The 16284-nt window shown below is 40.3% G+C and carries 19 protein-coding genes and 3 tRNA genes; 20 read left to right on the forward strand and 2 right to left on the reverse strand.

Annotation, left to right across the window (positions count from 1 at the left end):
• Positions 1-111: 111 nt before the first annotated feature.
• Complete coding sequence (locus LHV68_00280; protein ID MCB4790305.1) at positions 112-1308, forward strand: NupC/NupG family nucleoside CNT transporter; 1197 nt, start codon at positions 112-114, stop codon at positions 1306-1308.
• Positions 1309-1466: 158 nt separating this feature from the next.
• Here LHV68_00280 and LHV68_00285 read toward each other — a convergent pair whose 3' ends face one another.
• Entirely contained in the window at positions 1467-1895 is a 429-nt protein-coding gene (locus LHV68_00285; GenBank protein ID MCB4790306.1) for a HEPN domain-containing protein, read from the reverse strand.
• On the reverse strand, positions 1879-2436 hold the full coding sequence (locus LHV68_00290) for a nucleotidyltransferase domain-containing protein (GenBank protein MCB4790307.1): 558 nt from the start codon (positions 2434-2436) through the stop codon (positions 1879-1881). Before LHV68_00290 ends, LHV68_00285 begins: the two co-directional genes overlap by 17 nt.
• A 317-nt stretch (positions 2437-2753) precedes the next feature.
• Here LHV68_00290 and LHV68_00295 point away from each other — a divergent pair, with 317 nt between their 5' ends.
• The 19 genes from LHV68_00295 (at position 2754) to LHV68_00385 (ending at position 16198) form a co-directional block, all read left to right on the forward strand.
• A complete protein-coding gene (locus LHV68_00295; GenBank protein ID MCB4790308.1) occupies positions 2754-3269 on the forward strand; it encodes an ORF6N domain-containing protein in 516 nt (171 codons plus the stop codon).
• A 638-nt stretch (positions 3270-3907) separates the two neighbouring features.
• Positions 3908-3981 (forward strand) — tRNA-Arg (locus LHV68_00300).
• A 47-nt stretch (positions 3982-4028) separates the two neighbouring features.
• Positions 4029-4565 carry a 5-(carboxyamino)imidazole ribonucleotide mutase gene (gene purE / locus LHV68_00305; GenBank protein ID MCB4790309.1) on the forward strand — a complete coding sequence of 179 codons (537 nt, stop codon included), beginning with the start codon at positions 4029-4031 and terminating at the stop codon, positions 4563-4565.
• Entirely contained in the window at positions 4562-4894 is a 333-nt protein-coding gene (locus LHV68_00310) for a nucleotidyltransferase domain-containing protein (protein ID MCB4790310.1), read from the forward strand. Before purE ends, LHV68_00310 begins: the two co-directional genes overlap by 4 nt.
• Entirely contained in the window at positions 4881-5279 is a 399-nt protein-coding gene (locus LHV68_00315; protein ID MCB4790311.1) for a HEPN domain-containing protein, read from the forward strand. Before LHV68_00310 ends, LHV68_00315 begins: the two co-directional genes overlap by 14 nt.
• A gap of 10 nt (positions 5280-5289) precedes the next feature.
• Positions 5290-5847, forward strand: coding sequence for a bifunctional pyr operon transcriptional regulator/uracil phosphoribosyltransferase PyrR (gene pyrR / locus LHV68_00320; GenBank protein MCB4790312.1), 558 nt, complete (start codon positions 5290-5292; stop codon positions 5845-5847).
• The gene (locus LHV68_00325; GenBank protein MCB4790313.1) at positions 5848-6771 is read left to right on the forward strand and encodes an aspartate carbamoyltransferase catalytic subunit; all 924 of its coding nucleotides are present in this window, start codon (positions 5848-5850) and stop codon (positions 6769-6771) included.
• Positions 6772-6792: 21 nt separating this feature from the next.
• On the forward strand, positions 6793-8094 hold the full coding sequence (locus LHV68_00330; GenBank protein MCB4790314.1) for a dihydroorotase: 1302 nt from the start codon (positions 6793-6795) through the stop codon (positions 8092-8094).
• A gap of 170 nt (positions 8095-8264) precedes the next feature.
• Positions 8265-8846 carry a dihydroorotate dehydrogenase electron transfer subunit gene (locus tag LHV68_00335; protein MCB4790315.1) on the forward strand — a complete coding sequence of 194 codons (582 nt, stop codon included), beginning with the start codon at positions 8265-8267 and terminating at the stop codon, positions 8844-8846.
• Between the two features lie 166 nt (positions 8847-9012).
• Positions 9013-9921: a dihydroorotate dehydrogenase gene (locus LHV68_00340; GenBank protein MCB4790316.1), complete on the forward strand. Its 909-nt coding sequence runs from the start codon at positions 9013-9015 to the stop codon at positions 9919-9921.
• Positions 9922-10050: 129 nt separating this feature from the next.
• Entirely contained in the window at positions 10051-10695 is a 645-nt protein-coding gene (gene pyrF / locus LHV68_00345) for an orotidine-5'-phosphate decarboxylase (GenBank protein ID MCB4790317.1), read from the forward strand.
• A gap of 100 nt (positions 10696-10795) precedes the next feature.
• Positions 10796-11371 carry an orotate phosphoribosyltransferase gene (gene pyrE, locus LHV68_00350; GenBank protein ID MCB4790318.1) on the forward strand — a complete coding sequence of 192 codons (576 nt, stop codon included), beginning with the start codon at positions 10796-10798 and terminating at the stop codon, positions 11369-11371.
• A 94-nt stretch (positions 11372-11465) separates the two neighbouring features.
• Positions 11466-12419, forward strand: a complete 954-nt coding sequence (gene purM, locus LHV68_00355; protein ID MCB4790319.1) for a phosphoribosylformylglycinamidine cyclo-ligase — start codon at positions 11466-11468, stop codon at positions 12417-12419.
• Positions 12382-13011 (forward strand): phosphoribosylglycinamide formyltransferase, encoded by a 630-nt coding sequence (gene purN, locus LHV68_00360; protein MCB4790320.1) that lies wholly within the window; start codon positions 12382-12384, stop codon positions 13009-13011. The genes purM and purN overlap by 38 nt, the downstream gene beginning before the upstream one ends.
• Positions 13012-13056: 45 nt before the next feature.
• On the forward strand, positions 13057-13410 hold the full coding sequence (locus tag LHV68_00365; protein ID MCB4790321.1) for a four helix bundle protein: 354 nt from the start codon (positions 13057-13059) through the stop codon (positions 13408-13410).
• A gap of 58 nt (positions 13411-13468) precedes the next feature.
• The gene (purB, locus tag LHV68_00370; protein ID MCB4790322.1) at positions 13469-14773 is read left to right on the forward strand and encodes an adenylosuccinate lyase; all 1305 of its coding nucleotides are present in this window, start codon (positions 13469-13471) and stop codon (positions 14771-14773) included.
• 40 nt (positions 14774-14813) lie between these two features.
• Positions 14814-14888, forward strand: a tRNA-Val gene (locus LHV68_00375).
• A gap of 196 nt (positions 14889-15084) precedes the next feature.
• Positions 15085-15160: transfer RNA gene (locus LHV68_00380), tRNA-Asp, on the forward strand.
• A 174-nt stretch (positions 15161-15334) separates the two neighbouring features.
• The gene (locus LHV68_00385; GenBank protein ID MCB4790323.1) at positions 15335-16198 is read left to right on the forward strand and encodes an inositol monophosphatase; all 864 of its coding nucleotides are present in this window, start codon (positions 15335-15337) and stop codon (positions 16196-16198) included.
• Positions 16199-16284: the final 86 nt, after the last annotated feature.

Below are 16284 nucleotides of genomic sequence, written 5' to 3' on the forward strand. Positions count from 1 at the left end.
TAGCATATAGGGGGATTTTTATTTTGTGCGCACGGCACGTGCCAATACCGATCCCGCATCGGTCCTGGCTAACATTGAAAAACAAAAGAAATTTTGATATTATGAAACGCAATGTATAAATTATGCAGTTTTACAGGAATTATAGCGTTCATAGCTTTAAGCTGGGCTATTTCCGAGAACAGGCGGAAGGTGAACTGGGCAACGGTTTTTTGGGGGATGCTGCTCCAGTTTGTTTTTGCCCTTCTGATACTTAAAACCGGTATCGGACGGTTGATATTTGACGCCGCAAGGATAGCTTTTGATAGAGTTGTCTCTTTCAGCGACAAGGGCGCATCGTTTGTTTTCGGAAATCTGGTAAATGACGCCAATATAGGAGCTATGTTCGCCTTCAAGGTGCTACCTATAATAATTTTTGTGTCGTCCCTTATGGGCATGCTTTTTTATCTAGGGATAATCCAGTTCTTTGTGCGTCTTGGCGCAAGGCTTATGAAAAGTACGATGAAACTCTCGGGTGCGGAATCTTTCGGCGCTTCGTTGTTTGCTTTTATGGGCATAGAAGGGACAACGGCTATAGGCGAGTATATCACCGGTATGACACGCTCGGAATTATTCGTGATAATGAGCGCCTATATGGCTACTATAGCCTCAAGTGTTATGGTGACCTATTCCACTTTCGGAGCAGAACCCGGACATCTGCTTTCAGCCTCGATAATGAGCGTTCCTGCCGCGATCCTTATCGCTAAAATAATGATACCTGAAACAGAAACGCCAAAAACGATGGACAACACAGCATATAAAGCCGATGTCCCGGAAAAAAATATAGTAGAGGCAGCGGCCAACGGTGCGTCTCTCGGCGTAAACCTCGCCCTGCAGGTAGGTGCTATGCTCATAGCTTTTATAAGCCTGGTCTGGATGCTAAACTCCGTACTGAAAATCGCGGGTATGTCCTTTGAAGGCATAATGAGCTATGTTTTTTGGCCGTTTGCCGTGCTTATGGGAATTCCGCCTTCTGAAGCCATGACCGCGGGGAAGATACTCGGCATAAAAACCGTATTTAACGAGTTTCTCGGGTACCTCCGGCTTAAAGACGTGATAGCGTCATCCTCGATGTCTCCCCGCTCTATAGTTATAATGACCTATGCCCTTTGCGGGTTTGCCAATTTCGGAAGCATGGCGATACTTATCGGAGGTATCGGAGGCATCGCACCGCAGAAAAAAGCCGAAGCTTCAGCGCTCGGCATAAAGTCCATCATATCCGGCACCCTGGCAAGTTTCATCACAGCCTGTATAGCAGGCATCCTGTATTAAAACTCCGTATCAATTAATTGATAAAAAAGGTAATATTTTAACACGCTCGGATGTGCTTAACTTTGAAGTGTTTTTGGGTAGTACCAGACAAACTTTGGACAAACTTTTTGTAGGGGTTTGGGCAGGGGCCGAATAACAGGCATTTCTGTGCAAACTTTTTACTCTTTTAGGATTCGGCTGGCTTCTTTAAAGAATTTCTCGGCAACTGAAATGGTTGATACCGCTCCTTCGCTTGAGAAATTCCTGCCGTAGTCAGCATCTTCTCTTAAAACCATGGAGTTTTTGAAATCTTCAACAAGCTGTGCCTCAATCTGATGCCGTTTTACAAAAAGCTCTTTAATGGCAAGATACAGGCAAAAATGCCCTCTTTCTCTATATCCTTGTGAATAGAGCAATGCCCGTGCGGAATGGAAAATAGAATAATACCCTTTTATTGTTGCCCATTTAAAACCGTCTTTTGATAATTCTTCTTTTGCGGATTTTAAATCGTTCTTTGCGTCTTCAAGTTCTGGTTTAGCAAGGTGTTTCGCTTCAGGGAAATGAACAATTCTTCTTTTTTCTAAACAATCTTTAAAAGTTATCTTCATTGGTTTCTTTCTCCCAGAGTATTTTTCCTTGCTCTACCTGTTTCATAAATATGTCATTCTTGGTGTTTGCACTCATCAGCTCTGCAGGTGTTTTTAGTATTGCCTGTATTTTTTTACTAATTTTTTCAGAAAACTTGTTTGTTGCAGCTAACACATCGGAGCTTTTTGATGACACAATGAAAAGGTCTATATCGCTGTTTTCATCATCAGCACCCGTTGCCCAACTGCCGAAAAGAACTATTTTATATGTAATAGGCTTTAATTTTTCTATCAATGGCTCAATAAGTAAAAGGTTGTTTAATATTTTTACCTCTTTGATATAAGGGTTTAAAATGTCAATAGAGTAATAATTCATGCGGCCTTCAGCTTTTCGCTGCAGAATTCCGTCTTTTTTAAGCTGATTAAGCAGTTTATTTGCAGACCCGAAACTAATGCCGGTTTTCCTTGCGATATCACGCTCAAAATAGGGTTTATTGGGATTCATTAAAAGAAAGCTAATAACCTTTTGCGCATTTGTAGCTATCATATATTTTGATACCATAAAACCCTCGCTCATTATTTTGAACAACTACTCACTAAAATGAGTATAGATTAAAATGCTCAAAATGTCAATAGTTGTAGGAATTTTTTTTCTTGACTTCATACGTTTAAGGATAGAAAATCTCAAAGAAGAAAAATGGAATCAAAGAAAAAAGAGGCATTAACCTTCGGACGAACCTTAGGTGTGGCCTCTTATCGTGATTCGATAATAGTATAAGTTACTAATTTTTATTTGTCAATATAATGATAAATTACCATAAATTGACTTGCTAATCTTAAAGAGATAAAATATAGCAGAAGAAGCCGAAAAGGGGCTGTATGACAGACTTAATTCCGCAGGAAAAGATTGAGAATAAGATATTCCTAATCAGGGGCAAGCGAGTAATGCTTGATAAAGACATGGCAGAGCTTTACAGGGTTAAAACAAGCCAGTTGACCAGGCAGGTAAGGCGCAATATTGACAGGTTCCCGGAAGATTTTATGTTTCAGTTGAATGAAGAAGAATTTGAAAACTTGAAGTGCCATTTTGGCACATCAAGTTGGGGTGGAACCCGTAAACTTCCTTATGCTTTTACAGAAAATGGCGTGGCAATGCTTTCGTCGGTATTAACGAGCAGGACAGCGGTCAGGGTAAATATCCAGATTATGAGGACATTTACAAAAATCCGTGAATTTTTACTAACTCACAAGGAACTTGCGCAGAAATTGAGCCAGCTTGAAAGAAAATACGAAAGGCATGACGAACAAATACACGCAATATTTGACCAGATAAGAGAATTTATAACATTTAAAGAAAAGCCAAGGAAACAAATAGGATTTAAAAAAGAAGGGTAATTATAAAATAAAGTAAGATATAGTCAACTTAATATTTAGACAGCTTCGTAAGCCTTGAGAGAGTCAAGGCAGAGCTTTCTTGAGTAATCAGGAAGGCACACATTACTACGATGGACCGGACTGGAATACAGACAGGCGGTTTATCCGGTTTAGGAACAGGACTAGGAATGTTGTATAATAAAACATTAGCGGTAAACCTTGCATGGACACCTGTAGGAGATCTTGGTGATTCACTTAAATTCGGTATAAAGTTTTAAAATAGTAAAAATATGTTCCACTTTGTGGTTGGAACTTGGTTCAGAAATAGTTATAATAAATGACCTTATACATAAACCAAATGTATAGGGTTTTTTATTATTACTAGTTTTACACAATTATGTAATACCATTTATGTAATACCAATTATTGTTTTTTAAGGGTATTTTTGATATAATTCCTAAAACAGATATTGTATTTCGATATAATTAGTAGATAATCAGGTAAAATCACAAGAAAGCCATCTGAAAAAAATCTGTAATGGATACGAAAACGGCCTTGTTTCCTTAAGTATCAGGAAGTGTCAGGAGTTGTCATAAATTTCAGGTGTTTAGCAAAATCTTAGACGGTAATATTAATCAAGGGAATCTTTAGACGGAGATGCGCCCATAGCTCAATTGGATAGAGCGTTTGACTACGAATCAAAAGGTTAGAGGTTCGATTCCTCTTGGGCGCGGGTTATATATCGGACCACAGACTGTACTCTGAACGCATAGGAGATATATGGCAAAAAACATTAAAGTAGCGATACTGGTGGGGTCTGATTCTGACCTGCCTATTGTGCAAGAGACTGCAGGGGTTCTGGAATCATTCGGGATACCTTATGATATTGCAATTGCTTCTGCGCATAGGACTCCTCAAAGAGTAGAGGACTTTGTAGAGAGCTCATTGAAAAAAGGCGCAGAGGTTTTTATTGCAGCCGCCGGTATGTCCGCTGCGCTTCCGGGAGTAGTAGCAAGTAAAACAATAAAACCTGTGATCGGAATTCCGATACAGGGAAAATCTTTAAACGGCCTTGATGCTTTGTTATCGATAATTCAAATGCCTGCAGGAATTCCTGTTGCTGCAGTTGCCTTAGATAAAACAGGCGCAAAAAACGCCGGGCTTCTTGCCGTAGGGATACTTGCCTTAAAGTACCCGGAGTTAGAAAAAAAACTAAGTGAATACCGCGAAAAGTTATCGAAAGAAGTTATGGAAAAAGACAATGAACTTCAAAAAATAGGGCTGAAGAACTATATTGCATCAAAAGGAAATAAATGAATAATAAAAAAGTCAATTTATTTCAAAAAGAGCTAAGAAGCATAGTTTCAATTCTTAAAAAGAAATATAATCCTGAAAAAGTAATTTTATTTGGCTCTTTATTAAAAGATAGCATGAAAAATAATTCTGACATTGATCTAATGGTTATCAGGAATACAAGAAAAAATCCCTGGGCTCGGCAAAAAGAAGTTGAAAAATACTTGAAACATAAAGTCCCATTAGATTTGCTGGTTTATACTCCCAAAGAAATCAAGTATAGAATGTCTATTGGAGACCTTTTTGTAAAAGATATAGTAGATAATGGAAAAATAATTTATGAAAAAAATTAACTCACTAATTAAGGAGTGGATAAATAAAGCAGAAAGTGATTTAAAGTTTGCCGAGTTATCTTTTGATGGTTTTGATGAGTTTTATTCTCAGATGTGTATTTTGTGCCATGATGCCGTAGAAAAATATCTAAAGGCATATCTATATGCTAACAAAGTTAATCCTCCCAAAATTCATGACTTAGTTACTCTTATTAATCATTGCATAGAGATTTCAAAAAATGATAAAAGGCTAAAGAGCATAGAAAAATATTGTAAAGAATTAAACTCATATTATATCCCTCTTAAATATCCTTCGCATTATCCACCGGTGGATAAGAAAATGGCAAAAAGAGCGATAGATTCTGCTAAAATAGTAGAAAACGTTATTAAAAAAGCATTGCTATAAAGGAAAGATAATGGCAAATAAAAATAAGATAATTATGAATAAAGAAGAAATGAATAAAGCTATAAAACGCCTGGCTGATGAGATCGTAAAAGAAAATTCGGGCGTGGAAGACATTGCCATCATCGGCATCCAGACAAGAGGAGTTCCTATAGGAAAGAGGATAATAACAGAAATACTAAAGTCTGAACCGGCTAAAGGCCTGAAAGAAATACCTTTCGGTATTCTTGATATTACCCTGTATAGGGACGACATGGATTCCATGGCATCAGTGCCTGTTGTGAAAGATACTGTCATACCTTTTGATATAAACGGAAAAGTTGTCGTGATAGTAGATGATGTTATCTTTACCGGCAGGAGCGTCAGGGCCGCGATAGATGAACTGATAGATTTTGGCAGGCCGAAGAGGATAGAGCTTGCCGTCTTGATAGACCGGGGGCACAGGGAACTTCCCATAGAGCCGAATTTTGTCGGCAAGAAGATCCCGACAAAAAGAGAAGAAATAGTTGCCGTTGAAGTAGATGAGGTTGACGGCAAAGACAACGTAATACTCAGGCAAAAGGAAAAATAAATGCCTTTAAAATCAAAAGATCTGCTAGGGCTTGAATATTTGGACAAGAAAGAGATCGAACTTATTCTTGATACAGCGCGTCCGTTCAAAGACCTTTTCACCCGTTCAATAAAAAAAGTGCCTACCTTGCGCGGGAAAACCGTTGTAAACCTCTTCTATGAACCGTCCACAAGGACAAGGACCTCTTTTGAGATAGCGGCAAAACGGCTCTCGGCTGACCTGGTAAATATCGCGGTTTCAACTTCAAGCGTTGTAAAAGGCGAAAGCCTTATAGATACGGGGAAAACCTTTGAGGCTATGAAAGCGGATTTTATCGTTATAAGGCACAGCCTTGCGGGAGCTCCGGCTGTCCTTGCCAGGAACCTCAATGCTTCGATAATAAATGCAGGCGATGGTTTTCACGAACACCCAAGCCAGGGCCTTTTAGACCTTTTTACTATAAGAGAAAAAAAGAAAAGAATAGCGGGCTTAAAGATACTTTTAGTAGGAGATATACTTCACTCAAGGGTGGCAAAATCAAATATCTGGGGGTTAACCAAACTCGGTGCTGAAGTAAGGGTAGTCGGGCCTCCGACCCTGATTCCGTATAAAATAGAAGAATTAGGCGTAAAAGTTTATTATGATATCGAAAAAGCGCTTGAAGGCGTGGATGTCATAAATATCCTGCGTATTCAGCTTGAACGCCAGCAGGAAAGCCTTTTCCCTTCGGTCCATGAATATATAGAGCTTTTTCAGATGAATAAAGAAAGGCTCAAGTTCGCAAAGCCCGATGCTTTAATTATGCACCCCGGCCCCATGAACCGCGGCATAGAGATATCTTCAGATGTAGCTGATAGTGCCAATGCTGTAATAAATGAGCAGGTCACGAACGGTATAGCCGTACGGATGGCTGTGCTTTATCTCCTATCTGCAAAAAAGAGATAAAATATCTCGGAGGAAAACAGATTGAAACTTTTAATTAGAGGCGGCCTTGTTGTTGACCCTGAAACAAAACTGAACAATATTTCGGATATATTAATAAACAACGGCAGGATAGAACAGGTAAAAAATGGCATAAAAGCTGACGGTGCTGTAGAAATTGACGCAAAGGGTAAAGTTGTAATTCCGGGTCTTATCGACGTGCACACTCATCTCAGGGAACCGGGGCATGAAGAAGAAGAGACTATCGCATCAGGCACCCGCGCTGCAGCACACGGCGGCGTAACATCGGTCTTCTGCATGCCTAATACCCATCCTCCTCTTGATAATGCACCCGCGGTGGAGTTTGTCCTTCTTAAAGCTCAAAAAGAAGGGATAGTGAATGTTTTTCCTATCGGCTGTATCACCAAGGGTTCCAACGGAGAAGAACTTGCCGAGATAGGGGTACTTAAAAAATCGGGCATAATAGCAATAAGCGACGACGGAAATACCGTTATGAATTCGCAGGTCATGCGCAGGGCGCTTGAGTATACAAAAATGTTTGATATACCAGTTATATCTCATTGCGAAGATACAGCACTTACAAAAAACGGCGTTATGAATGAAGGCTATACTTCGATGGTGCTTGGTTTAAGGGGGATACCTACTCATTCGGAAGATATTATCGTAAGCCGAGATATCATGCTTGCCGAGCTTTCAAGCGGGCATCTTCATATTGCTCATGTCTCAACCAAAGAATCCGTGGACTTGATACGGCAGGCAAAAAAAAGAAAAATAAAAGTTACCGCTGAAACCTGCCCGCATTATTTTTCGCTCACAGAAGAAGACGTCAAAAAAACTAATTATGACACAAATACCAAGATGAAACCGCCTTTACGTACCAGAGAAGATGTTTCTGCGATAATAGAAGGGTTGAAAGACGGGACTATTGACTGTATAGCGACAGACCACGCTCCCCATACTATTGAAGAAAAGAATAAAGAATACGACCTGGCCCCGTTCGGCATAATAGGGCTTGAAACCCTGCTTTCTTTAGTGGTCACAGAGCTCGTTAATAAAAAAGTTATGACGTTAAGCGAAGCTGTGTCCAAGATGACCATAAATCCTGCAAGAATTTTTAATTTAAAAGACAGGGGCAGTTTAAAGAAAGGAAATATAGCAGACATAACTATAATAGATATAAAAAAGAATTATGTGATAAGGAAAGAAGATTTTGTTTCCAAGAGCAAGAATTCTCCGTTTGTCGGCCGTACCTTGGCCGGTTTTGTAGAAAAAACGATAGTCGGAGGTGAAGTAGTCTGGCCGATAAAAGAAGAAACGAACCGTTAACCATAATAAAGAATGATAGTATTCACCCGAGCTATTACAGGATCGTTTTTAAGGCACCTCACCTGGCTCGGGTTTCTTATCCCGGCCAGTTCTGCCTCTTGGAAGTTCCGGGAGTTTTCTTAAAAAGGCCTTTGAGCATTTTTGATATTAACGACACAAGAGTAGAGTTTTTGTACAAAGTCATAGGCAAAGGCACGGAAAGCCTGGCAAGTCTTAAAAAAGGGCAAAGCCTTAATCTACTCGGTCCTCTTGGCAACGGATATGAAATTCCACCTGCAAAAAATAAGATACCGGTATTGATCTCCGGCGGAGTAGGGATAGCTTCCCTTGCGTATCTGGCAAAAAAGCTACCCGCGCCGGGCATCCTTTTTTACGGAACACAGAGTAAAAAAGATATTGTCGGTCTTGAAATATTTAAGAAGAAAAAATGGCAGATAAAACTTTCTACCATGGACGGGACAGCGGGTTTTAAGGGTTTCGTAACGGACCTGTGCCGTGAAAGTTTGGACCGGGATACGTGTTCAACAGCTGTCATTTACTCCTGCGGGCCTAAGCCTATGCTTAAAAGCGCTGCCAGAACGGCAAAAGAACTCGGAGTTGAGTGTTTTGTGTCACTTGAAGAAATGATGGCCTGCGGTGTAGGGATCTGCCAGGGTTGTGTCGTCAAAACAAACGAAGGTTACAGGAAAGTATGCGATGACGGACCTGTTTTTAATGCCGATAAAATTGACTGGGAAAGCTTAACGGATTAAAATGACCCTCCTGCGCAAAACATCTTGCCCATAGACGCACCTGTTCGGTGCATTGGCAACATTGCTTCGGAGGATCACCTGTGGTTATGAGGGGATTAAAAGGAAACAAATTGTATTATCAAAGCATTTTAATAGCCGTTAAAAGAAATTTAAGGTGGATTTACAGGTGAAACTAGATTTATCTACCACCATCGCAGGAATAAAATTTAAAAATCCCGTGCTTACGGCATCAGGTACATTCGGCTATGGGGATGAAATAACGGATTTGGCCGATGTTTCAAAGCTCGGCGGTATAATAACAAAGACTATCACATTGAAACCAAAGGAGGGGAATCCTCCTCCGAGGCTGTGCGAAGTGGCCGGCGGCATGCTTAACAGCATAGGCCTTCAGAATATAGGCGTAGAAAGGTTCGTCAAAGAAAAAGCCTGTGTCCTTTCAAAACTTAAAACTTCTGTAATAGTAAGCATTGCAGGTAAAACAGCAGATGAGTATTCTAAAGTGATAGGGTTGCTTAAGGATGAAAAATGGATAAAAGCGATAGAGCTTAACCTGTCCTGCCCCAACCTTGACAAAGGGATAGTGTGCAAGGACCGGGAACTTGTAAAGGAAATAATGCTGAGAGCAAAAGAAACTTCCGTTTTTCCTTTAATAGCAAAACTTTCTCCTGACGTAGAGGATATAGCGGAATTGTCAACTTTTCTTGAAAGCCTTGGCGCGGATGCAATATCTCTTATAAATACGTTTCCAGGAATGGCAATAGATATAAAAACATTGAAACCTAAACTTGCAAATATAACAGGTGGATTTTCTGGCCCGGCAATTAAGCCGCTTGCATTAAGGTGTGTTTATTTTGCGGCAAAGACGGTCAATATCCCTATCATAGGCTGCGGGGGAATATCATTTGCAGAAGACGCAATAGAATTTTTCCTGGCAGGTGCAAGCGCTGTAAGCATAGGCACTGCGAGTTTTATAGAGCCAAAAGCAACAATTGATATTGTAAAAGGCATAGAGAATTATATAAAAAAGAATAAATTAAATAGTCTTGATGAAATAATAGGAAAATTAAAGGTATAAGTGCGGTTTTAAAAAGTGTCATTCCCATGAAAATGGGAATCCAGTAAGTGCAGTATCCGAATAAAGATTGGATTCCTGCTTTCGCAGGAATGACAAAATCAGGCTTTCTAGAGTAAACTCCGGTATAATATGAAGAAATTGATTCTGGCTTTGGATATCTATGAAGAAAAAAAAGCCTTGGATATGGTAAAAGCCCTCTCTGAATATGTAGATATATTCAAAGTCGGGCCTATACTTTTTTTAAAAAGCGGGCCTTCGATAGTTGGAAAGATAAAGAAGCTTAATAAAGAAGTTTTCCTTGACCTTAAATTCCACGATATTCCCCAGACAGTAAAAAGAGCGGTTCAATCTGCTGCTGATTTGGGAGTTTACAGCCTGACTCTTCATTCAAGCGGTGGCAAAGATATGATAGCCGAGGCGTCAAGCATTCAGAACAGGCCGAAACTCTGGGCTGTAACCGTTCTTACAAGCCAGGAAACAAAACCAGAAAAAGTTGTTGAACTTGCTATACTTGCCAAAGAAAGTGGGGCCGACGGTGTGATAGCCTCACCTCTTGAGATAGGGCTAATCAAGAAAGAATGCGGCAGAGAATTTACCGTTGTTACCCCGGGTATCAGGATTGCAAATGCAAATGATGACCAGAAAAGAGTGGCTGCTCCGTCGTCAGCGATAAAAGCCGGAGCAGATTTCATAGTGGTCGGACGCCCTATAATAGAAGCGGAAAATCCGAAAGAAGCGGCAAAGAAAATATATGAAGAAATTTCTAAACTCTAAACCCTAAATCCTAAATAAATCCAAAATTCAAAATCTAAAGTTTTGAGTTTTAAAATTATTTAGAGTTTATTGTTTCGAGTTTAGGGTTTAGGAGGTTAGTTTGGAACCCAAAGAAATAAAAACATTATTTGAAGAAGAAAAAGCGTTATTGTCCGGCCATTTTTTACTATCGAGCGGGCTTCATTCGGATACCTATTTCCAGTCTGCTCTGATAATGCAGTATCCGGAACTTGCAGAGATGCTTGCAATTGAGATTGCAAAAAAGCTTGAAAGTTTAAAATCGTCTATAGACCTTGTAATATCTCCGGCACTCGGCGGAATTATTATAGGTTACGAGTTAGGCAGAGTTTTAGATAAGAGAGCGATCTTTTGTGAAAGAGTGGATTGTAAATTAACTTTACGCCGGGGTTTTAATATTTTACAGCATGAAAACTGTCTGTTGGTGGAAGACGTTATCACTACCGGAAAATCCACAAATGAAGTAATAGAAGTGGTTAAATCTACGGGAAGTAAGGTAATAGGTGTTGCCTCTCTGGTAGACAGAAGCGGCGGGAAGGCTGATTTTGGAGTGCCTAAGTTCTCGCTTCTTGAAATAGAGTTAAAATGTTATACACCGGAAGAATGCCCTATGTGCAAAAAAGGGATCCCGTTCGTAAAACCGGGAAGCAGGAAATAATATATAGCGTTTAGCGTACAGCGTAGAGCGTAGAGGATTGTAAAGTTTTTCTATACGCTATCCGCTATCCGCTCTACGCTAAAAAGAGGGTAATATGACATTAACTTATGCAAAAGCCGGAGTGAATATCGATGCAGGTAATGAACTTGTAAGAAGAATAAAAAAGATGGTGCCCGGCATCGGGGGGTTTTCCGGGCTCTTCCCGCTGGAGAATACAAAATATTACCTCGTCAGCTCTACCGATGGTGTGGGTACAAAACTGAAAGTTGCGGGCCTTATAAATAAGCACGATACGATAGGCATAGACCTCGTTGCCATGAATGTCAATGACCTGGTGTGCTGCGGGGCGAAGCCTCTTTTCTTCCTTGACTACTTTGCGTGCGGCAAATTAAATGTCGGTCTTGCAGAAACAGTAATTAAAGGAATTATAGACGGCTGTAAGATATCAGGTAGCGCGCTTCTCGGAGGCGAAACAGCCGAAATGCCGGGTTTTTATTCCGGTAAAGAGTATGACCTTGCCGGTTTTGCGGTCGGAGTCGTAGAGAAAGGAAAAGAAATATCAGGCAAAAATATAAAAGCCAGAGATGTGCTTATAGGGATTCCGTCAAGCGGGCCTCATTCAAACGGGTATTCGCTCATAAGAAAGGTGTTTTCTAAAAAAGCCATTAAAAAATACGGGAAATACCTCTTGGCACCGACACGGATTTATGTCAAGGAGATCTTAAATCTGCTGAAGAGGGAAAGGAAAAGTATTTCTGCGATCGCACACATTACCGGAGGTGGATTCTACGATAACATTGAAAGGCTCCTGCCGGACGACTGCCATGTTGTGGTAAACAAAAGTTATTGGAGCGTTCCAGATATTTTTCATATAATCCAGAATAAAGGAGCTGTACCCGAGACAGAAATGTACCGTACTTTCAATATGGGTATAGGGATGGTTGTAATAGCCAGAGAAAACAGGGCTGGTGCTGTACAGAAATTGCTGAAAGGCTCACAGATAATAGGTTATGTCAAAAAAGGTAAAAAAGGGGTATCTGTTGTCTAAAAAGAGGATAGGAGTTTTAATTTCCGGCGGGGGGACAAACCTGCAGGCGATAATCGATGCCTGTAAAAACGGAATTTTAAAAGATATTGCTGAAGTTTCGTTAGTCTTATCAAGCCGTTTGGATGCCTACGGGTTTGAACGCGCCAAAAACAGCTGTATAGACGGTGTCTTTATCGACCGTAAAGAGTTTAAGGACGATATTTCTTATTGCAAAAAATATATAGATGAACTTAAAAAATACAGGGTTGACCTGGTTTGCCTTGCAGGATTTATGAGGAAGCTTGAACCTGATTTTATTAAAGCTTTTTCAGGCAAAATATTAAATATCCATCCTGCACTACTTCCGAAATTCGGTGGAAAAGGCATGTACGGCCATTATGTCCATGAAGCGGTCATAGAGGCCAAGGAAAAAGAGTCCGGCGCCACAGTGCACATGGTAGATGAAGAATACGACCATGGCAGAATAATAATACAAAAAAAAATCCCGGTGCTTGCAACTGATACATGTGAATCTCTGGCTAAAAGAGTGCTTGAGATAGAGCATGAGATATACCCGGAAGCAATAAAAATAGTTATAAGCGGTAAGTTGTAAGCTGTAAGAAAGATAAAAGGCAGAACATTAAGAAAAGGCCAAGAGATGGCAATATTTAAGAATCTAAAAGTATGGGAAAAAGCACATCAACTTGTATTGTCGATATATGTAATTACAAAAACATTTCCTGAAGAGGAAAAATTCGGATTAATTTCCCAGATAAGAAGGGCTGCGAGTTCTGTTCCAACCAATATAGTTGAAGGATGCAAGAAAAATAGCAACAGAGAATTTATCCATTTTCTTAATATAGCAGAAACCTCTCTTGAGGAAACAAAGTATCATCTTATTTTAAGCAGAGATTTGAAATATATTTCCACAACGGATACGGAAGTTATTTATCGAGAATGCGAAGAGATAGGAAAGATGATTTCCGGACTTAAAAAGAAACTTAAAGCATAATTAATGCAAGGTTTTTCTTACAGCTTAAAACTTATAGCTTATAGCTTTTGGAGGTCTTATGATTCCTCGTTATTCCCGCAAAGAGATGTCTGATATCTGGTCTGAGGAAAACAAGTTTAATAAAATGCTTGAAGTCGAAATACTTGCATGCGAGGCTATGTCCAAAAAAGGAATTATTCCGAAAGCTGACGTAAACCAGATAAGAAAAAAAGCTTCTGTTGATATTAAGCGCATAAATAAGATAGAGGAAACCGTAAAGCATGATGTAATAGCTTTTCTAACTCAGGTCGGAGAAAAGGTAGGCCCCAGTTCAAGGTATATACACCTTGGAATGACCTCTTCGGATGTGCTTGATACAGCTCTTTCAGTGCAGATGAAAGAATCCTGTGGTTTGCTGCTGAAAGGAGCAAAAGAACTTGCCTCAACAATAAAAAAACTCGCTTTAAAATACAAAAATACTCCGATGATAGGAAGGACTCACGGGATACATGCTGAACCGATGACATTCGGGCTCAAGATGGCATCCTGGTACTCGGAAATGAAGCGTGTAATAGCTCTTCTTGAAAATACAAAAGAAACAATAAGTTACGGCAATATCTCGGGAGCGGTTGGAACGTTCGCTCATTTAAGCCCGGATGTTGAGAGTTATGTTTGCAGAAAGATCGGGCTTAAGCCTGAGCCTGTTTCAACGCAAGTGATACCGCGCGACAGGCATGCGATCTATCTTTGCAGGATCGCTTTAATAGGCGCTTCGCTGGAGCGGTTTGCCACTGAAATAAGGCATTTGCAAAGGACAGAAGTCATGGAAGCGGAGGAGCCGTTTACAAAGGGACAAAAAGGCTCAAGTGCTATGCCTCATAAAAGAAATCCTATACTTTCAGAGAATATCTGCGGTTTGGCAAGGCTGTTAAGAGGTTATGCAGTAGCAGGCATGGAAAACGTTGCTTTGTGGCATGAAAGGGATATAAGCCACTCTTCAGCCGAGCGTGTTGCCCTGGCTGATGCCTCAATTTTGCTTGATTTCATGTTTGCAAGGATGAATAAAATACTTTCAGGGCTGGTGGTTTATCCTCAAAACATGGCACGGAATCTAAAGACATTCCAGGATGCGATATTTTCGGGTACTCTATTGCTTGCGCTTGTAAAAAAAGGCTTGACCAGGGAAAAATCATACGATATAGTCCAAAAAGCGGCTTTCCAGGCGAGGGAAAAAAATATCAGCCTTGAAAAATGTGCACTTACAGAAAAGAATATTTCAAACCTTCTAAAGCCTCAAGAGATCAAGGCATCTTTTGACATAAAATCCCACTTTAAACATATACCGTACATCTTTAGTAGAGTTTTTCAAGATAACAATGGTTGAAATATAAGGTGCAAAATGGTATTATAATAAATCATTTTTTGGGCAGTTAGCTCAGCGGAAGAGCGCTCGCCTTACACGCGAGTGGCCGCAGGTTCAAATCCTGCACTGCCCACCATTTACAGTGAACAGTAACCAGTGACCAGTTACCAACAACTGCATTAGAAATCAGTAAGAACACAAAAAATTTGACATACTGTAGTAATTCAGTGTATAATTATAACCCATTAAATAGATTTTTGCTCTTTTGAATTTTGTAGTTTGATGTTAACTGTTTACTGATTACTGGTCACTGGTAACTGGTAACTGTAAAAGGGGATGTGGTGTAGCCTGGTTTAACACGCTGCCCTGTCAAGGCAGAGATCGCGGGTTCAAATCCCGTCGTCCCCGTTTTACTTCCCTGATAAGGGATTTGAAGCCGACCCGAAGCGCTGCCCTGTGGCAGAAGAAGCGAGGGCGGCCGGTTTCGGATGAACCCGCGAAGCGGGTGAGGGAGAAAAAATCCCGTCGTCCCCGTTTTACTTCCCTGATAAGGGATTTGAAGCCGACCCGAAGCGCTGCCCTGTGGCAGAAGAAGCGAGGGCGGCCGGTTTCGGAATAAAAAGTACAACCCCATCAAAATATAGCACTCCCATGAATTACAATACCCCAAAAAACTTGTCACCTTTCACAAGAACAGCTATTGAAGCAGCTTTAGCCGGCGGAAAAATACTTAAGAAATATTTCAACAAAAATATAAAAGTTGATTACAAGGGCGAAATAGACCCTGTGACTATCGCAGACAAGAAAAGCCAGAAAGCTATACTTGAGATAATAAAACAAAGGTTTCCCGGGCATACGACGCTTGGCGAAGAAGACAAGGAGAAAGCAATTTGTTCGGAATATTGCTGGATCATAGACCCGCTTGACGGTACGGTCAATTTTATACACGGTATGGAGATTTTCTCTGTCTCTATCGGGCTCAGCCATAATGGAAATATAATATCCGGCGTAGTATATGCACCCCGTCTAAAGGAGCTTTTTGTAGCAGAAAAAGGCAAAGGAGCTTTTTTAAACGGTAAAAGAATAAGAGTTTCAAAGATAAATAGCCTGGTAAGGTCACTTGTAGTTACGGGGTTTCCTTATTACGTGCATAAAAGTTCAAAACGGGTATTAAAAAATTTTTCCGGAATTTTAACTAAAGTTCAGGGACTGCGGAGGCTTGGTTCTGCTGCAATTGACCTTTCTTATGTTGCACGCGGAAAGTATGAAGCTTTTTGGGAAGAAGGCCTTAAACCGTGGGATGTGGCTGCCGGCTCTCTTATAGTCCGGGAAGCAGGCGGAAAAGTTACCGATTATGCAAATGGGAAAGGATATCTTTTAGGGGAAAATATTCTGGCAACAAACGGCAAAACACATAAAAAGATGCTAAAATTGATTAAACGATAAAAAACAGGGATAAGGGCTAAGGTGTAAAGGGGTAAACGAGAAACAAGGTTTTTATTGCACATTACCACTCCCGTTTTTTAAAATTT

This window comes from Candidatus Liberimonas magnetica, from assembly GCA_020523885.1.
In the GTDB taxonomy this organism is placed as follows: Bacteria; Elusimicrobiota; Endomicrobiia; order Endomicrobiales; family JAFGIL01; genus Liberimonas; species Liberimonas magnetica.